This is a genomic window from Litorimonas sp. RW-G-Af-16 (genome assembly GCF_048319245.1).
In the GTDB taxonomy this organism is placed as follows: domain Bacteria; phylum Pseudomonadota; class Alphaproteobacteria; order Caulobacterales; family Maricaulaceae; genus Litorimonas.
In genome coordinates, this window is sequence record NZ_CP166993.1 from 2,277,932 (window position 1) to 2,294,384 (window position 16,453).

Consider the following 16,453-nt stretch of genomic DNA (forward strand, 5'->3'; position numbering starts at 1 on the left):
GCTAAGAAAATCTGTTTCATCACCTTGAATCCTGTTTAATCTTGAATGAGGTATGACCGGTTTTCATACACCCCTTACCTGTAACTTCGTTTCGGCACTGACCAGAGAATTGGAGTGCTTCGGTCTTCACATTATAGATCAGTCTGTCCGTGTCCACCATATTGCCGCCGGGTTGGCGCACACGCACATTGCCTGTCACTGTGATAAGACCTTTTTCGCGTTCGTAAACACCTTGGTCTCCGCGAATATCATTTTCTTCAGTGACATAGTGAAAATTGCCTTTGGCCGTGATCGTCTGGATCGCACCAAGTTTAAGGCTGCCTGCTGTTTGAGAGGCTTCGGATGTTCGCACAATATTCATGACATCAGACGTTAAAACTGCCCCGCCCTGCACGACCTCTACATTACCTTCCAAGTCAGTCGTATTGCCTTGATAGATCGCCTCGTCCGCTGTGACGTTAACGGGGCCATCGCCGCCAAATGAGAATAGGCTGCTGCTAGTATTGTCCGATGTGTTATCTACTGTTGTCGCTTCATCTGATGTGTTTTGCTTGATCAGCGCGCTCATACCGTCCTTAAATTTAAAGATAGAATAGCTATCTTCAATCGCGTAGCTTTGTCCTTTGACGTCACCAAAGCTTCCATCGCAAGCAATCGGCTGATCGCCTATAATTCGTTTATCTTTGGCGAAAATTCGAGCGTGCGTCGTTTGGCAGCGATAGCCGTCATCTGTTTCCAGATTAACGTCAGTCGTCAAATTGAGAACTTTATTGATGTCGTCATATGTGCCTGTCGCCGATTCCACGAAAGAGCTTTCAACGCCAACCTCACGGATAAATTCCAGAACTGGTTTAATCAATGCGACTTCGTTGCGGTTTTCTAGCGTCCGCGTAGCCGTATCGGATGTGACGAAAAATGGCGCACCGTCTTCCGTGCGTCCGCTATAGCGCGGCTTTACCATTTTCACAGACTCGGTCGGATTGTCGACCAGAATAATACTACCTTGCTGCGTCGCAAAATTATAGCCAATACTGGCCACCAAGGCGACTGACAGACCGATTAAGCCAAGGCGAATAAGTTTGATGCGTTCACTATGACGTCGCGCAGCTTCGAGCGTCAATGTACGCTTCGGCTCCCATAAGCCAAGCGCTTCGCTCGCAGCGTGATCATTTGATGGCGCAACAGAAGAATTCATAATTAAATTCTATAACGAAGAGAGGCTTCAAACGCGATAGGGAATTACCGCATATGACGCTTTCTTAATTCGCTCCAAGGGGGGCACAATCGGCGAGATGATTAATCTTGGCGGCGCATGCGGTGGGAAAAAATATCAACATCCGCCCATCCATTCATATCAAGGGCTGCGCGCGTCGGCAGAAAATCAAAACAAGCCTTTGCCATATCAAACCGATTTTCCCGAAATAGTCGCGCGGTCAAGATGGTTTTGAGCTGATGTAAGTATAAAACGTCAGATGCAGCATAGGCTAGCTGAGCTTCCGATAGTTCATCAGATGCCCAATCAGAACTTTGTTGCTGCTTTGACAAATCAACATTCAACAACTCTTTACAAAGATCCTTCAGGCCGTGCCGATCCGTATAAGTCCGCACCAGACCAGACGCAATTTTTGTGCAGAAAATAGGCTTCATCTCGACGTCAAGGTCACGCGCTATCATGGCAACATCAAAGCGGGCGAAGTGGAAGATCTTCTCGACAGTTTCGTCCGCCAGCAGAGCTTTAAGGTTCGGGCAATCATACGTTTCTCGGTCAACTTGCACGATATGCGCATTTCCATCGCCAGCCGATAACTGCACCAAGCACAATTTATCACGCACCAATGAGAGGCCCTGTGTTTCCGTATCAACCGCAACACTGCGCCCGAAATCCAGACCTTCTGGCAAGTCGCCCTTGTGAAGTGTAATCGTCATAATATCTGTCCATTCTTTTGCGCCTTGATTAGGGAATGGAGGCCTAAATAACAATGGCAAATAATGGGATTGTAAAGCTTAGGCTAACCGTCCCACACACAACTCCCCATAAGCTATTCCATTGTCATGCCTGTTTTTCGGCGACACGACCTATGTGCCTCTGATAAGAGAACTTATGGACACGCTTGATCACGAGACCTGCTACAAAATTTTGGTAGAACGCGACACGCGTTATGCGGATCATTTTTTTGTGGGCGTCCTCTCAACGCAGATATTCTGCCGCCCCGGATGCCCTGCTCGCACGCCTAAACCTGAGAATTGTATGTTCTATCCAAGTGCGGAGGCTGCCCTGCAAGCTGGCTTTCGCGCCTGCAAACGCTGCCACCCTGCCCACGCATCTGGCGAAGCGTCAGACCTCGTTAAAAAATTAATTGCTTTAGTCGAAAGTCAGCCTGATCAGCGGTGGACCAAAAACGACTTACAAAACCTCGGCATTGACCCCTCGACCGCGCGGCGACAATTCCAACGCTGTTTCGGTATGAGCTTTTCCGCCTATGCCCGCGCAAGGCGGCTCGCTTCGGCTGCCAAAACTCTACAAAAAGGAGACCCCGTGATACAAGCGCAACTAGAAGCGGGCTATGCCAGTGCGTCAGGATTTCGAGAGGCCTTTACCAAAACATTTGGCACAGCCCCCCAAAACGCGAACCCCGACCCCCTACTGATTGATTGGCTGCCGACACCGATGGGGCAGATGCTGGCTGTCGCCGACGCCTCACATCTATACATGCTCGAATTTACCGAGCGTAAAAATATGACGCAGCAATTTTCCAAACTTCGCAAAGTACAGCGACGGGCGGTCTTGCCTGGCCGCACGAAAATTCACGATCAGATCGCAGCCGAATTAAATCTCTATTTCAAAGGAGACTTAGAAAGCTTTCAAACACCCATCGCGACCACTGGCACAGAGTTTCAGTCCCGCACATGGGCCCAACTGCAAGCTATTCCGATAGGCGAGACGCGGTCTTATGCAGAACTGGCAAATATGGTCGGCGACCCCAAAGCGGTGCGCGCCGTGGCAGGCGCTAATTCTAAAAACGGCCTCGCAATCGTCATTCCATGTCACCGCGTGATTGGCAGTGACGGCAGCTTGGGAGGCTATGCAGGTGGTGTCTCGCGCAAAGCAGATTTGCTCGCGCATGAACGCAATCCAAAAACGAAATAACTCCGCTACTCTGAACGCCTTTTATCGATAATCGAAAATAATTGTTGTTTTTCGATAAAAATTTAGGCTATATCTTTCTCAAAATCTGGAAACCAAAAGAGAGGTTTATCCAATGCTGTCTATTCAAAATGTCCATAAGCGTTTCGGCGATGTTCACGCGATGAACGATGTCACATTAAACTTGACGCCCGGACTATTTGGCTTGCTCGGCCCGAACGGGGCGGGGAAGTCGACCTTGATGCGGACGCTGGCGACGCTGCAATCGCCCGATGAGGGCACGATTACCTATAACGGCGAGGACATTGTCAAACACCCCGACACTATGAGGTCAACGCTTGGCTATCTCCCGCAGGATTTCGGTGTCTATCCCCGCATGAGCGCCAAAGCCCTGCTTGATCACATAGCGATCTTAAAAGGATTGAATGATAAAAAGGAACGTGAAGCGCAGATCATCTCGCTGCTGGAAAATGTGAACCTGCTCAAACATGCATCAGCCTCTGTCTCCACTTATTCGGGTGGTATGCGGCAGCGCTTTGGTGTGGCCCAAGCCATGTTAGGTGATCCGAAAATCCTGATAGTCGATGAACCAACAGCAGGTCTGGACCCGTTTGAACGCCAGCGTTTTCTGGATCTTTTGTCTGAGGCCGGTCAGGAGAAAATCATCATCCTCTCCACCCATATCGTAGAAGACGTTCGCGACCTATGCCCCGATATGGCGATTATGGGTGAAGGTAAAATTGTCGCGCGCGGTGCACCCGAAGCGCTGATCGATAAAATTCGTCATTCTGTCTGGCGGAAGAAAGTCGAAAAAGACCGCGTCAAAGATTATAAAGACAATTTTCCATTTCTTTCCAATCGGCATTTAATGGGTGGCGTCATCGTCTCTATTCTGTCGGATAGCCAGCCTGAGGCGGGGTTCGAGCAATCGGAGCCAACGCTGGAAGACGCGTATTTCGCCCATCTTTACAAGCTAGTTTAGGGGCGCCGCATGTTTGGTAAACTCCTAAAGTTTGAATTGTCCTTCCACCTTCGCCAAGTTGGCTTTTGGATCACCGCGCTTGTCATGGTGTGTATCGGCCTGCTGGCGACGACTGAATTTTTACAAATCTCGATGGAAGGCGGCGCCAAAATTAAAACCAATGGCGCTATTCCTCTTGCGCTCAGCATTTCAGCGCTGAGCATGGGCGCTATTTTCTTTGGCGCAATATTTGTTGTGAACGGTGTCATGCGCGATGACACGTTTAAGTCTCTTGAAATCATTCACGCCACGCCCGTCAAAACCCCAGCTATGATCCTCTCACGACTGTGCGGAGCATGGATCGTCACAAGCCTCGCACTCTGTTCGGCTGTTCTTGGATTAATGCTTGGTCAGTTTATGCCGTGGGCTGACGCAGCGTCATTTGGGCCGTTCAACGCTCTCTATTTTATCCAACCTGTGATGATTTTCGTTCTGATTAACGCTCTCCTCGTATCGGGAATATATACCGCTTTCGCAGTCACAACGCGCAATCGCGCACTCGTCTATGTCAGCGCAGTAGGCCTATTTGTTTTTTATTTTTCCGCCAGCCTTCTCGCGGGAGAAGATGCGCCAGACCTCATACAATCGCTCATTGATCCTTTCGGCAGCTCAGCCCTTGCGGTCACAGCGGAGTTCTGGCCAGCGGCTGAACAAAATACAGTTTTGACGCCCTTAATGGGTTATGTTGGGCTTAACAGAGTAGTATGGGGCAGCATTGGCATCGCGCTATTTGCGTTAGGGTACATATTTTCCAGACGTGGATTGGTGACGCGGAAAACCAAACGCGGTCAAGCTGAAATTATGACCGCCCCAACGGACGCCATCGTTTTAAAACCTGTGACGCCAGACCTATCATCACGCAATACGCGCACTGCGTTTTGGGCAAGGTTTAAATTCGAATATTTGACAACGGTGCGAAGTGTTGCCTTTTTAATTCTTATCGGCATCGCGCTGGCTCTGTTTGGCCTGGTCGCATTCGTGAATTTGACTCTGTCCCCAGACCCAAGCCTTCCAACCAGTAATTTAATTCTGCAAATCGTCTTAGGTTCGCTGTCTATTCCAATGATCATCATCATGATCTTCTTTGGCGGCGATATTATCTGGCGGGATCGCGCGGCAGGATTTCATGAAATCTTAGACGCGACTCCCGTTAAAAATGGTGTGCTACTATCATCTAAATGGCTCGCCTTACAGGCTGTCATTGCGACCATTATTCTGATCGGCATAGCTTTTGGCATGGCGCTACAGTTTTTTGTCAGCGGCGGCGAGATACCCATTAATATTAACACCTATCTGACGATTGCGTTTCTGAATTTCTTTATTCTTTTTTTCTTCCAAGCTATTCTCGTCATGTTCGTGCAAAACTTTGCGCCCAACCGTGTCATGGGCATGTTGATCGCCACAGGCGTCTTGGCGGCGTTGGCATTTGGCCTGTCGCGTCTACCATTTTATCACCCCTTAATTAATTACGGCGATGCTAACGCAGGCAGTTATTCTGAAATGTCGGGCTTCCGCAGTTTAACAGAATTTGGGTGGTTCCTCGCTTATTGGATGGGCTTCGTCTTGGTCATGGCAGCCTTATCCACTTGGATTTTCCGTAGGGGTCTGCAGAGTAAATTATGGCAACGCATGAAGGGCTTTCGCGCTCATATCTCCGCCCAATCTCTGGGCGTAGCCGTGCTGGGGCTGGCCGCAATTTTGGTGACGGGTGGCACGATTTATAAGAGCTACAACATCGATAATGATTACCGCAACAGGAAGGCGAATGAGCGCCGCACGGCCACTTATGAGCGCCTCGTAAAGCCGTTAGAGGACGCCCCAACCCCGAAAACACTTGCGGTCGACGTGAACGTGCAGTTTTACCCGTCAAAGCGCGAAGCCATTGTCTCTGGCAGTTTCATTTTAGAGAACACCAAGGACGCCCCAATCGAGGTTGTTTATATCAATAGCCCTGTGGCCCACATGGAAGATGTGCGACGCCTTGATTTACGCGGCGCTGTGCGGGAGACTGATACAGACCTTGCAAACGACCTCGCGGAATATGACGTTCTGGTCTACCGCTTTGATCCGCCCCTGCTGCCTAATACAAAAACAGAACTATCTTTTGAGCATTTCTACCACGCACCACGACTGGGTGATGGGAGTAGTATTCTCAAAAACGGAACATTTGTGGATAGCGGTGCCGTGATGCCGCAGATGGGAATTCAACCTAATTATCTGACAAATCCTGACCAGCGCCGCAAAAATGACCTCCCTGAAAGAGAGAAAATGCCAGAGCGTACGGATGCCGACGGTATTAGCAAAGGCTTCTTTGATGCCAATGCAGATTACGTTGCTTTCAAAGCAACTGTCTGCACCGACGCCAATCAAATTCCTATTGCACCCGGAGAGTTATTGCGTGTTTACGCTGGGGAGACCAAAGATCGAACTTGCCGCGATTATGAGGCGATCAACCCGATCGCGAATTTCTATGCATTCCTATCGGGTGAATATACGGTGAAGGAAGATATTTGGAATAACCCCAATGGCGACGATGTTGACTTGCGGATTTTTTATCACGAGACACACGATTATAATGTTGACCTGATGATAGAGGCGTCCAAATCATCTTTCGATACATTCACGGCTCTCTACGGCCCCTACCAGCACAAACAACTCCGCATTATGGAGTTTCCATTCCGTTCATTCGCGCAAAGCTTTGCTGGCACTGTTCCATTTTCAGAGAATATCGGATTTGTTATGGACCCCGGCGATCCAGACGACATCGAGTCAATCGACATCGCCACTTATGTCACGATGCACGAAATTGGGCATCAGTGGTTTGGCCACCAAATCCTACCCGCCCAAGTCAAAGGGTTCAATGTTCTGTCAGAGGGTTTGACCGAAAATGCAGCGATGACCGCCTATGAAGCTAAATATGGCTGGCAGAAAGCGCGACGGATTTTGGAAGTGCGCTCAATCAATCACCCTCTTCGCGGTTACCTCACAGCGCGTGTGCAGGACAAAGATGCTGAGCCGCCCTTGGGTCAGGCAGAAAACCAATCTTACCTAGTTTACAGCAAAGCAAATTGGGTTTTTTGGGGCTTAAAACAATATATGGGCGAGGATAATATGCAGCGCGCCATCCGAAATTTTATCCGGGATTTCGGCTATAAAGGCGCGCCCTATCCGACGACGTTAAATCTGATAGAATATCTAAAGGCTGAGGCTGATCCTGACTATCACCAGCTGATTGATGACTATTTTGAACACATCACCTTTTGGGAATTAAAACTCCAAGATGGCGTTGCGGCAAAGCCTAATTCTAAAGGCGGCTACACGGTTAGTTTGACAATGGACGTTGATAAAAAATACGCATCTGAAGCTGACGGCAAAGAAACCTCAGTTACAGAGATTGACGGCGAAGCTTTAGATGAGTGGATCGAGATTGGCTTTTACCAGACCGACCCGAAAAAGACTTTGGGCGATGAGTGGACAGACCTCAAACGCGTCCGCGTCACCGATTTACAAAGCACAGTCACCTTTGATCTGGCGGAACGTCCCAACTATGTCCAACTAGACCCGCGCCGCTTGTTAATCGAACGCAACGTGGGCGACAATGGCAAGGAACTCCCCAAGCAAATCGCAGCTACTAATTAGCCAAGATCACGAAGGCATAGGCTGAACTGTCCACAGCGCGAAGTCCCGCTTGCCCCTGATTGCTTGCCCTGATAGACGGGCGCAAATCTGCGGACAAGAAACGAGACACGCCATGAAAATGAACGGCAATGAAATTAAGCCTGGCAACATTATCAAACACCAAGACACGCTCTGGGTGGCTGTAAAGTGTAATGCAGTTAAACCGGGCAAGGGCGGCGCTTTTAACCAAGTCGAACTTAAAAACCTCCTAGACGGGCGTAAGCTCAATGAGCGGTTCCGAGCGGCGGAGACCGTTGAGCGTGTGCGCCTTGATCAAAAACCGCACAGCTATTTGTTCAAAGACGGCGATATGCTTGTTTTTATGAACCTCGAAACCTACGAGCAAATTATGCTCGACCCTGAGTTTATTGGTGATCAGACTATCTACCTTACTGACGGGATGGAGGTCGCTGTAGAGTTTTACGAGGACCGCGCGATTACGATAGCTCTGCCCGAACAAGTCATCCTCGAAGTCGCCGATACAGAACCTGTCGTCAAAGGCCAAACGGCCGCGAACTCTTTCAAGCCTGCGACGTTATCTAACGGCGCGCGGACGAATGTGCCACCCTTTGTCGGGGTTGGGGAGCGCCTAGTGATCAACACCACTGACGGCACATATGTGAAACGGGCTGATTAAGTCATGGAACACCTCTCCCCCATTATGCGCGTCATGCAAGGCGCAGCCCGCAAAGCCTCTCGCGGTCTGCTGCGCGATTTTGGCGAAGTTGAAAACCTGCAAGTGTCCCGCAAAGGGCCAGCCGATTTTGTGTCCCGCGCTGACAAAAAAGCTGAAGAGGTTATATTTGAAAATCTCGACCGCGACCGCCCAGGTTATAGCTACCTCATGGAAGAAAGTGGGGAGATTGTTGGGACAGATAAAACGCACCGCTTCATAATTGACCCACTGGACGGCACGACGAACTTCCTTCACGGTATTCCGCACTTCGCGATTTCTATCGCGCTAGAACGCGAAATTGACGATCAGCCGCGCGAAGTCGTGGCAGGTATCGTCTATAATCCTGTGACAGACGAAATGTTTATGGCGGAAAAAGGCAAAGGCGCGTTTTTGAATGATGGTGCCCGCGGCGGGACAGATCGTCGTCTTTATCCGACCAAACGGGATATTTTTACAGACTCAATTTTTGCGACGGGTATCCCATTTTTGGGGCGCCCAGGCCACACGAAATTCTTGAAGGAACTTCATCAGGTCATGGGGGCATCTTCTGGAGTGCGCCGTATGGGCGCTGCCTCGCTTGACTTGGCATGGTGCGCGGCTGGGCGCTATGACGGGTTTTGGGAACGCGGCCTTGCGCCGTGGGATTTGGCGGCAGGTGTCTTAATTGCCCGTGAAGCTGGCCTAATGGTCGAGAGCCTCTCTGGCGGTGATCCCGTAGAAACGGGCGATGTTATTACAACCAACGCCGCTCTGATGCCACACCTTAAAAAACGCGTCCAATAATAAACTCGCTTAGCCAAACGGGTCGTCTATCGATTTGCTTGGTTGTGTGAACCACACTGGACCGGTTTGTCCCATGTAAAAATGGTCTTCTAACCGCACGCCAAATTCGCCGTAAAGACAGATCATCGGCTCGTTCGAAAAACACATGCCTTGCGCTAAGGGTGTATCATCGCCCCAGTTCAAATATGGCCATTCATGAATATCAAGGCCGATCCCATGACCCGTCCGATGCGGCAAGCCTGGTGTTTTATAGCCTGAGCCGAAACCACGCGCGTCTAATTCTGCGCGCGCAGCCAAGTCTACATCTCCACATCGCACGCCAATTTGCGCCGCCTCAAACGCACGGGCTTGGGCCGCCTTCTCCGCATCCCAAACCTCTCTTTGCCGCGCCGTCGGCTCGCCAAAAACATAAGATCGCGTGATGTCAGAGATATAATCATGCAACTGACAGCCCGTATCAATCAGAACCATATCGCCACGTTCCAACGCTTTAGGCGTTTTTACACCGTGTGGATATGACGAGTCTGGCCCGAACAAAATAATCTTGAAATAAGACCCTTTGGGTGCGCCGACTTTTCGGTGAGCGGCGTCAATAAACGCTCCGACATCCGCAGTCGTTATACCCTCATATAACATTGACGCAGTTGCCTTGTGAACGGCCAGCGTCATGTCTTTTGCGCGCTGCATCAGGGCGATCTCCGCATCCGATTTGATCATGCGACATTGCGCAGTAACAGACGCGCCATTGGTGAAATCAAAATCAGGGCTGGCTTTCGCAATACCATCAGAAACAAAAAACGGTGTGGCTTCATCAATACCAATCACCCCCGACCTCACGCCTTTCTCTGCCAGAATGTTTGCCAATAATGGGTAGGGACTGTCATGCTCTTCCCATGTTGCGACCCTGCCTTGAATGGTCATAAATTGCTGCAACGTCCCCTCTTCGAAAGCGGGCGCAATGTAGATGGGGGCGCCTTTGGGCGGTAGGACCACTCCGACCATACGCTCTGAGCTATGCCAACGCGTGCCAGTAAAATAATACAGCGACGTTCCAGCGTGAAGGTAAAGCGCCGCCAAATTTTGCTCTGCCATCATTTTTTGTGCTTTGTCGATCCGCAACTGATATTCCGCCTCAGTGATGGGCACGACACCAGCGCTCATATCAGACAGGGTTGCCAAGGCTTCCTCAGCAGTTTTTCCGCCAACACCGTGAGTCATAAATCCGTCCTTGAGAGCCATTGTTCAGACGCATCCTAGACTGAACAGCGCACATAAAAAAGCCCCGCAGCTTGCAGGGCTTTTCTTTATTTAATTAATGAAGGACATTCTAGTCGAGCACGCGGTCCAGCATTTCGACAGTGAAGCACTCAATTTGATCGCCTTTGCGCAGATCATGGTAATCTTTGAAGCCCATACCACATTCCATGCCCGCTTGCACTTTAGGCACTTCGTCCTTGAAACGCTTGAGGGTCGATAGCTCGCCTTCGTGGATCACAACATCATCCCGCAATAGACGCACACCAGAGCCGCGCTCAACGCGTCCTTCAGTGACTTTCGCACCCGCGATTTTGCCAAGCTTGGAAATATCAAAGACTTCCAACACTTCAGCGTAACCGATGAATGTCTCGCGACGCTCTGGTTGAAGCATCCCTTCAAGGGCACCCTTAATCTCGTCTAGCAATTCATAGATGATTGAGTAGTAACGAATTTCGACGCCTTCGCGCTCGGCCAATTCCTTCGCCTGACGATTAGCCCGCACATTAAAGGCGATAATCGGGGCGCCAGATGTGCTAGCCAAATTAACGTCAGACTCAGAAATACCGCCAGCTTCAGCGTAGATCACGCGCGCACTGACTTCGTCATTACCAAGAGATTCCAGAGAAGTTTTGATCGCTTCGGCAGAGCCTTGAACGTCAGCTTTGACGACCAAAACCATTTCGGAACTGACCTTATCGGCCATCTTCGCCATCATCTGTTCCATAGAGGCCATGGCAGATGGCTTGACGTTTTCTTTCTCCTTGCGGAGGCGGATACGGTATTCAGTGAGTTCGCGCGCTTTTTGCTCGTCAGAAACAACCGCGAAAGGCTCACCAGGCATTGGCGCACCGTCGAGACCCATGACTTCGACAGGTGTCGATGGCCCAGCTTTTTTCAGCTGCTTATTGCGCTCATCCATAAGGGATTTAACCTTGCCCCAATACTCGCCCGCCACCACAATTTGACCACGCTCTAGCGTACCGCGCTTGACCAAGAAAGTTGCGACAGGGCCACGACCTTTCTCGATCTTAGACTCGATAACTAGGCCGTCAGAATTCCGCGTTGGGTTAGCTTTCAATTCCATCAATTCAGCTTGTAGCGCAATCGCTTCAGCCAAAGCGTCCAGACCCGTTTTCTCTTTCGCAGAGACCTGAATAGCAATCGTTTCACCGGACATAGATTCCGTAATCACATTGTGCTGCAAAAGGTCCATTTCGACTTTTTGCGCATTCGCTTCATAGGCGTCCATTTTATTGATGGCGACGATGATCGGCTTTTCGGCCGCTTGCGCATATTTAATCGACTCAATCGTTTGAGGCATGATGCCGTCATCGGCTGCAACAACGAGGACAACGATGTCCACCGCTTCAGCACCGCGGGTCCGCATTTCGGCAAAGGCGGCATGGCCAGGTGTGTCCAGCACAGTAATCTGATCACCAGATTTCAGTTTAAGCTGATAGGCCCCGATATGCTGCGTAATCCCGCCAGCTTCGCCAGCGGCTACATCTGTGGTGCGTAGAGCATCCAACAGAGACGTCTTACCGTGATCGACATGACCCATGATCGCAATGACGGGTGGTCGAGGTTTGCGATCTTTTTCTTCAGACGGTGTATCATCGATGAGGAAGTTTTCTTCCACATCCGCTTCCGAGACACGCTTCACAATATGGCCAAAATCTTCGACGATTAGCTGCGCTGTATCCGCGTCAATGACGTCGTTCATCGTTGTCATCTGACCTTGCTGCATGAGGTATTTTACGACATCCGCTGCGCGTTCCGCCATACGGTTTGATAATTCGGCAACCGTGATCGCTTCTGGCACCACGACTTCGCGCTGCACTTTGTCCCGCGATCCACCGCCGCCGCGTTGACGTTGCTTCTCACGCTCGCGCGCACGTTTCATAGAGGCCAGCGAGCGTTGACGTTCATTATCACCCGACAGAGCGGAGACGATTGTCAGCTTGCCGCGGCGGCGTTTCGTTTCACCTTTTGAACGTGCAGGCGGTGGCGCTGCTCGTTTTTCTTGATCCGACCACCAGCTTTCTCAAGCGCGGATTGCTCTTCCACAGGTTTGGTCGGTGCAGTTGGCGCGCCCACAGGACGGCGAGCAGCTTCTTGTTCAGCTTCCGCTTTCTGGCGGGCTTCTTCTTCGGCCTCTAAGCGGCGCAGTTCAGCTTCTTCCTCTTCGCGGCGCTTGGCATCAAGGGCGGCTTTTTCTTCTTCCATGCGCGCACGGCGTTCAGCTTCTTCGGCGCGGCGAAGCGCATCGCGGTCTTCTTGCTGAGCTTGCGCTTTGGAAAGAGCGGCTTGGCGCTTTTCATATTCCGCTTTGGATAGGCCTAATTTGCGAGCTGCTTCCGCCGCTTCATCAACTTTTGGCGCTTTTTTAATTTCCATGCCTTTTGGCGCCGCGTCAGATTTCGGCGCGGCTTTGCTGGGCGCTTGGCCCGGCATGATCAATCGTTTCTTTTTCTTCTCGACGACAACCGCCGTTGTGCGGGAGCCGGAGCGGCGAGGTGCGCCTGTTCCCTTGTTCAGGGAGAGAGGGCGTCGTGCCGGTTTTTTATCAGGTGTATCGTTCATAATCTTTCTTTCAAAGATTTGGCAAATATTTCGGCCTTTGGGTCATAACGCCGGGGTCCGTATATGTGCGTTTCTATCTTTGCGCTTTGGCGCGTAACCTAACGTCCCGTGCGTGTTTATCAACATACAATACGGGACGATCTGTTATTTATTAGCTCGTATTATTTGCAGGATTATCGTCCTGCAACTCATCAAATGTGGTGGCGTCGTTCTCGTCTTCCGACCTCTCCCGCGGCAATCCGCGAAGTTCGTGTTCAAGATCGGGCCAGTCCAGTGGGATGAGGCTCTCAAATCCAGATAGGCGTGCAGCAAGAATTTTCAACCGCTTGGATAATTTTCCTTGGGCCAGCGCCGCATGTGTAATCGTGTCACGTCCAATGATCTGACCCAGTTCCGCCGTATCAAAACAGCCTAAAACAGATGGCAAAGGCTGCTCTAATTCACGAGCGACGGCTTTGGATAAAGTCCGAATTTTACCACGCCCATCAGGGGAGCCGTCTGACGCCTCAATTCGCCAGCCAAGGGCAGTGCTACGCGCGGCCCCTAAGACTTGATCAAACCCCATAATGAGCTTGCCTGACTTCTTTGTCATGGCGATGTGGCCTAAGACTTGACGCCGCAGGCCTGCGTGGACCTGGTCAATCAAGTCTTCTGGCACAATAACTTTGCCCTTAAATCCGCGTGCAAAACCATTGGTCTTAATCGCAGTTTCCAGGGAAGCACGGTCAGACGTCACCCAAACACCACGCCCTGGCAGTTTGCCCATAATGTCAGGCACAACCACATTATCGGGCGAACGGGCGAAGCGGATCATGTCCGCAGGATCGCGAACCTCACCAGACGCAACGCAGCGCCGCTCACGGGATTTATGCCCGCGCTTATCGACGAAGTTTTCGTCGACTTCGGGTGTGTTATCTGACGGAGTCTCGATAATCGGGCCTGCAATCACCCTCTATTCAAAGAGGTTGTCCTTTGTGATTTCAACTTCGCCAGCCTCTTCGGCCTCGGCGTCTTCGTCGACCTCTGGCTCCAACGCAGACGCGTCAATCCAGCCCGCTTTGACACGTGCTTGCATGATCAACATGGTCGCTTCCTCATTCGTCAGACCCATGTCTTCGATAATGCCGGCTTCGTGTGTGCGCTCACCGTTTTTATATTCGGTGTAGCCGTTCAGATCGTCCGGCACGAGGCCCGCAACATCTTCGACAGTTTTGATTTCGTTCTGACCAAAGATAACAGCCATTGGCAGAGTAACGCCTTCAATCTCTAACACGTCATCTTCAACGCCGGCTTCTTTCCGCGCAGCATCTTGCTCGGCGGCGATCTTTTCGAGATATTCACGCGCACGCACTTGCAGCTCTTCGGCTGTTTCGTCATCAAAGCCTTCGATGTCTGTTAGGTCATCAAGCGCGACATAGGCGACTTCTTCCATCGTCTCGAAGCCTTCTGAGACCAGAAGCTGCGCGACCATTTCGTCCACGTCGAGGCCTGTCATGAACAACTCAGAGCGGACTTGGAATTCTTTCTGGCGACGCTCTGATTCCTGCTCTTCGGTCAAAATGTCGAGGGCCCAACCAGACAGCTGGCTCGCGAGGCGTACGTTTTGACCGCGGCGACCAATGGCGAGCGATAGTTGCTCATCAGGGACAACGACTTCGATACGCTCATTCGCTTCATCAATCACAACTTTCGCCACTTCAGCAGGCTGAAGTGCGTTGACGATGAATGTACCCATATCTTCTGTGTAAGGAATAATGTCGATGCGTTCGCCCTGCAATTCGTTGACCACAGCCTGCACGCGCGAACCGCGCATACCGACACAAGCGCCGACAGGATCGATAGATCCGTCATTGGAATAAACCGCGATTTTGGCACGAGAACCCGGATCACGCGCAACGGCGACGATTTGGATAACGCCCTCATAAACTTCCGGCACTTCTTGTGCGAAGAGTTGCGCCATGAATTGCGGATGGGCGCGGGAGAGGAAGATTTGGCTGCCGCGCGGCTCTTCGCGCACGTCCATGATATAGGCACGGATACGGTCGCCTGATTTGACGTTCTCACGCGGAAGTGCTTGATCACGGCGGATCACGCCTTCAGCACGACCGAGGTCGACGATAATGTGACCATATTCGACGCGCTTGACGATACCATTGATAATCTCACCAACGCGGTCTTTATATTCAGCGTATTGACGGGCGCGCTCGGCATCACGGATTTTGCCCATGATGATCTGCTTGGACATTTGCGCTTGCACACGACCAAACTCCAGCGGCGGCAGAACTGTTGAAATTTGATCCCCGACTTCCGCCAATTTGTTGTCCATGCGTGCGGTGGAGATACCAACCTCTGTTGTGTCATTCTCAACAGCATCATCTTCGACGACCGTAATAACACGGCGCAGGGATTGTTCGCCCGTGACAGGATCAAGCTTGGCGCGAATATCCAACTCGGCACCATAACGCATACGCGCGGCCTTCTGGATGGCTTCTTCAATCGCTTCCAAAACAATGGTGCGATCAATAGATTTCTCGTCAGCAACCGCTTTGGCGATTTGTAGCAATTCGAGTTTGTTGGCGCTAATTCCGGCAGTGGACATGAGTGTCTCCCTAATTATTCGGCTTATTCTTCTTCGGTATTCGTGTTGTTCTGTGCGGCCTTAGCGGCCTCTTTGGCTTTTTGGCCCGCTTCGATCAAGGCGTCTGTGATGACCAGCTTAGCTTCGGCGACCCAAGCGAACGGAATGGACGTTGTTGTGTCATCATCGCCGTCCAAATCAATATCAATGTTATCGCCGTCAACGCCCGCAAGGACGCCGCGAAATCGCTTGCGGCCTTCGACCAAACGATCAAGTTCGAGCTTAGCCAGATGACCCTCATAGGCCTCAAACGCGGCCATATCGGTGAGCGGGCGGTCAAGGCCAGGCGAGCTGACTTCGAGGACATAGGCATCGATGATCGGGTCTTCGACTTCCATCAGCGCGGACAATTCGCGCGAAAGGTCTTCGCAATTCTCAATGCCCATGAGGCCGTCAGATTTACGCTCGGCCATAATCTGCACGGTCTGGCGCTTACCCGCCATCACGCGTACACGCACAATATGCAGGCCAAGGTCTTCAGCCACAGGTTCGGCGAGGGCGAGAATTCGCTCGTCAATATGTGTCTTCGTTTTCATTCAAATCCTTAGTCGGTTTGTCAGTCAATTCGTCTTCGCGCGCTTTTGCAGGCAATAAAAAAGGCGACCCTTTTGGGGTCACCCTGCTGGCATCCTGCGCCAGAGGCTTATGTCTTGCTGTGCATATAGGCAGGAA

At 51.1% G+C, this 16,453-nt stretch carries 13 protein-coding genes; 5 read left to right on the forward strand and 8 right to left on the reverse strand.

The genetic code is table 11. The features are described from left to right. Positions 1 to 19: 19 nt before the first annotated feature. Both lptC and AB8615_RS11150 read right to left on the reverse strand, forming a co-directional pair. Entirely contained in the window at positions 20 to 1,195 is a 1,176-nt protein-coding gene (lptC, locus tag AB8615_RS11145) for an LPS export ABC transporter periplasmic protein LptC (RefSeq protein ID WP_418152385.1), read from the reverse strand. A 101-nt stretch (positions 1,196 to 1,296) separates the two neighbouring features. Continuing rightward, complete coding sequence (locus tag AB8615_RS11150; RefSeq protein ID WP_409432657.1) at positions 1,297 to 1,926, reverse strand: ribonuclease D; 630 nt, start codon at positions 1,924 to 1,926, stop codon at positions 1,297 to 1,299. 175 nt (positions 1,927 to 2,101) lie between these two features. Between AB8615_RS11150 and AB8615_RS11155 the strand changes: the two genes are divergently transcribed. The 5 genes from AB8615_RS11155 to AB8615_RS11175 all read left to right on the forward strand — a co-directional run bounded on the left by AB8615_RS11155 (position 2,102) and on the right by AB8615_RS11175 (position 9,303). Beyond that, on the forward strand, positions 2,102 to 3,148 hold the full coding sequence (locus tag AB8615_RS11155; protein ID WP_409432658.1) for a bifunctional transcriptional activator/DNA repair enzyme AdaA: 1,047 nt from the start codon (positions 2,102 to 2,104) through the stop codon (positions 3,146 to 3,148). Between the two features lie 112 nt (positions 3,149 to 3,260). Then, complete coding sequence (locus tag AB8615_RS11160) at positions 3,261 to 4,127, forward strand: ABC transporter ATP-binding protein (RefSeq protein WP_409432659.1); 867 nt, start codon at positions 3,261 to 3,263, stop codon at positions 4,125 to 4,127. 9 nt (positions 4,128 to 4,136) lie between these two features. Then, complete coding sequence (locus AB8615_RS11165) at positions 4,137 to 7,805, forward strand: M1 family aminopeptidase (RefSeq protein ID WP_418152386.1); 3,669 nt, start codon at positions 4,137 to 4,139, stop codon at positions 7,803 to 7,805. Positions 7,806 to 7,917: 112 nt separating this feature from the next. Further along, entirely contained in the window at positions 7,918 to 8,481 is a 564-nt protein-coding gene (efp, locus tag AB8615_RS11170; protein WP_409432661.1) for an elongation factor P, read from the forward strand. A gap of 3 nt (positions 8,482 to 8,484) precedes the next feature. Then, complete coding sequence (locus tag AB8615_RS11175; RefSeq protein ID WP_409432662.1) at positions 8,485 to 9,303, forward strand: inositol monophosphatase family protein; 819 nt, start codon at positions 8,485 to 8,487, stop codon at positions 9,301 to 9,303. Positions 9,304 to 9,312: 9 nt separating this feature from the next. Here AB8615_RS11175 and AB8615_RS11180 read toward each other — a convergent pair whose 3' ends face one another. The 6 genes from AB8615_RS11180 to rimP form a co-directional block, all read right to left on the reverse strand. Next, on the reverse strand, positions 9,313 to 10,521 hold the full coding sequence (locus AB8615_RS11180) for a M24 family metallopeptidase (RefSeq protein ID WP_418152387.1): 1,209 nt from the start codon (positions 10,519 to 10,521) through the stop codon (positions 9,313 to 9,315). A 109-nt stretch (positions 10,522 to 10,630) separates the two neighbouring features. Continuing rightward, positions 10,631 to 12,463, reverse strand: coding sequence for a translation initiation factor IF-2 (infB, locus tag AB8615_RS11185; protein WP_418152388.1), 1,833 nt, complete (start codon positions 12,461 to 12,463; stop codon positions 10,631 to 10,633). 53 nt (positions 12,464 to 12,516) lie between these two features. Further along, complete coding sequence (locus tag AB8615_RS11190) at positions 12,517 to 13,143, reverse strand: hypothetical protein (RefSeq protein WP_418152389.1); 627 nt, start codon at positions 13,141 to 13,143, stop codon at positions 12,517 to 12,519. Between the two features lie 151 nt (positions 13,144 to 13,294). Further along, on the reverse strand, positions 13,295 to 14,092 hold the full coding sequence (locus AB8615_RS11195; protein ID WP_409432665.1) for an RNA-binding protein: 798 nt from the start codon (positions 14,090 to 14,092) through the stop codon (positions 13,295 to 13,297). A gap of 3 nt (positions 14,093 to 14,095) precedes the next feature. Further along, a complete protein-coding gene (gene nusA, locus AB8615_RS11200; RefSeq protein ID WP_409432666.1) occupies positions 14,096 to 15,742 on the reverse strand; it encodes a transcription termination factor NusA in 1,647 nt (548 codons plus the stop codon). Positions 15,743 to 15,765: 23 nt separating this feature from the next. Then, the gene (gene rimP / locus AB8615_RS11205; protein ID WP_409432667.1) at positions 15,766 to 16,317 is read right to left on the reverse strand and encodes a ribosome maturation factor RimP; all 552 of its coding nucleotides are present in this window, start codon (positions 16,315 to 16,317) and stop codon (positions 15,766 to 15,768) included. Positions 16,318 to 16,453: the final 136 nt, after the last annotated feature.

Bases quoted from the DNA above. Each gene is read 5' to 3' on its own strand.
- AB8615_RS11160 (WP_409432659.1), top strand. From the start codon at position 3,261: ATGCTGTCTATTCAAAATGTCCATAAGCGTTTCGGCGATGTTCACGCG.
- nusA (WP_409432666.1), bottom strand. From the start codon at position 15,742: ATGTCCACTGCCGGAATTAGCGCCAACAAACTCGAATTGCTACAAATC.
- AB8615_RS11180 (WP_418152387.1), bottom strand. From the start codon at position 10,521: ATGACTCACGGTGTTGGCGGAAAAACTGCTGAGGAAGCCTTGGCAACC.
- AB8615_RS11150 (WP_409432657.1), bottom strand. From the start codon at position 1,926: ATGACGATTACACTTCACAAGGGCGACTTGCCAGAAGGTCTGGATTTC.
- AB8615_RS11190 (WP_418152389.1), bottom strand. From the start codon at position 13,143: ATGAACGATACACCTGATAAAAAACCGGCACGACGCCCTCTCTCCCTG.
- AB8615_RS11165 (WP_418152386.1), top strand. From the start codon at position 4,137: ATGTTTGGTAAACTCCTAAAGTTTGAATTGTCCTTCCACCTTCGCCAA.
- efp (WP_409432661.1), top strand. From the start codon at position 7,918: ATGAAAATGAACGGCAATGAAATTAAGCCTGGCAACATTATCAAACAC.
- AB8615_RS11175 (WP_409432662.1), top strand. From the start codon at position 8,485: ATGGAACACCTCTCCCCCATTATGCGCGTCATGCAAGGCGCAGCCCGC.
- infB (WP_418152388.1), bottom strand. From the start codon at position 12,463: ATGAAACGTGCGCGCGAGCGTGAGAAGCAACGTCAACGCGGCGGCGGT.
- rimP (WP_409432667.1), bottom strand. From the start codon at position 16,317: ATGAAAACGAAGACACATATTGACGAGCGAATTCTCGCCCTCGCCGAA.
- AB8615_RS11155 (WP_409432658.1), top strand. From the start codon at position 2,102: ATGGACACGCTTGATCACGAGACCTGCTACAAAATTTTGGTAGAACGC.
- lptC (WP_418152385.1), bottom strand. From the start codon at position 1,195: ATGAATTCTTCTGTTGCGCCATCAAATGATCACGCTGCGAGCGAAGCG.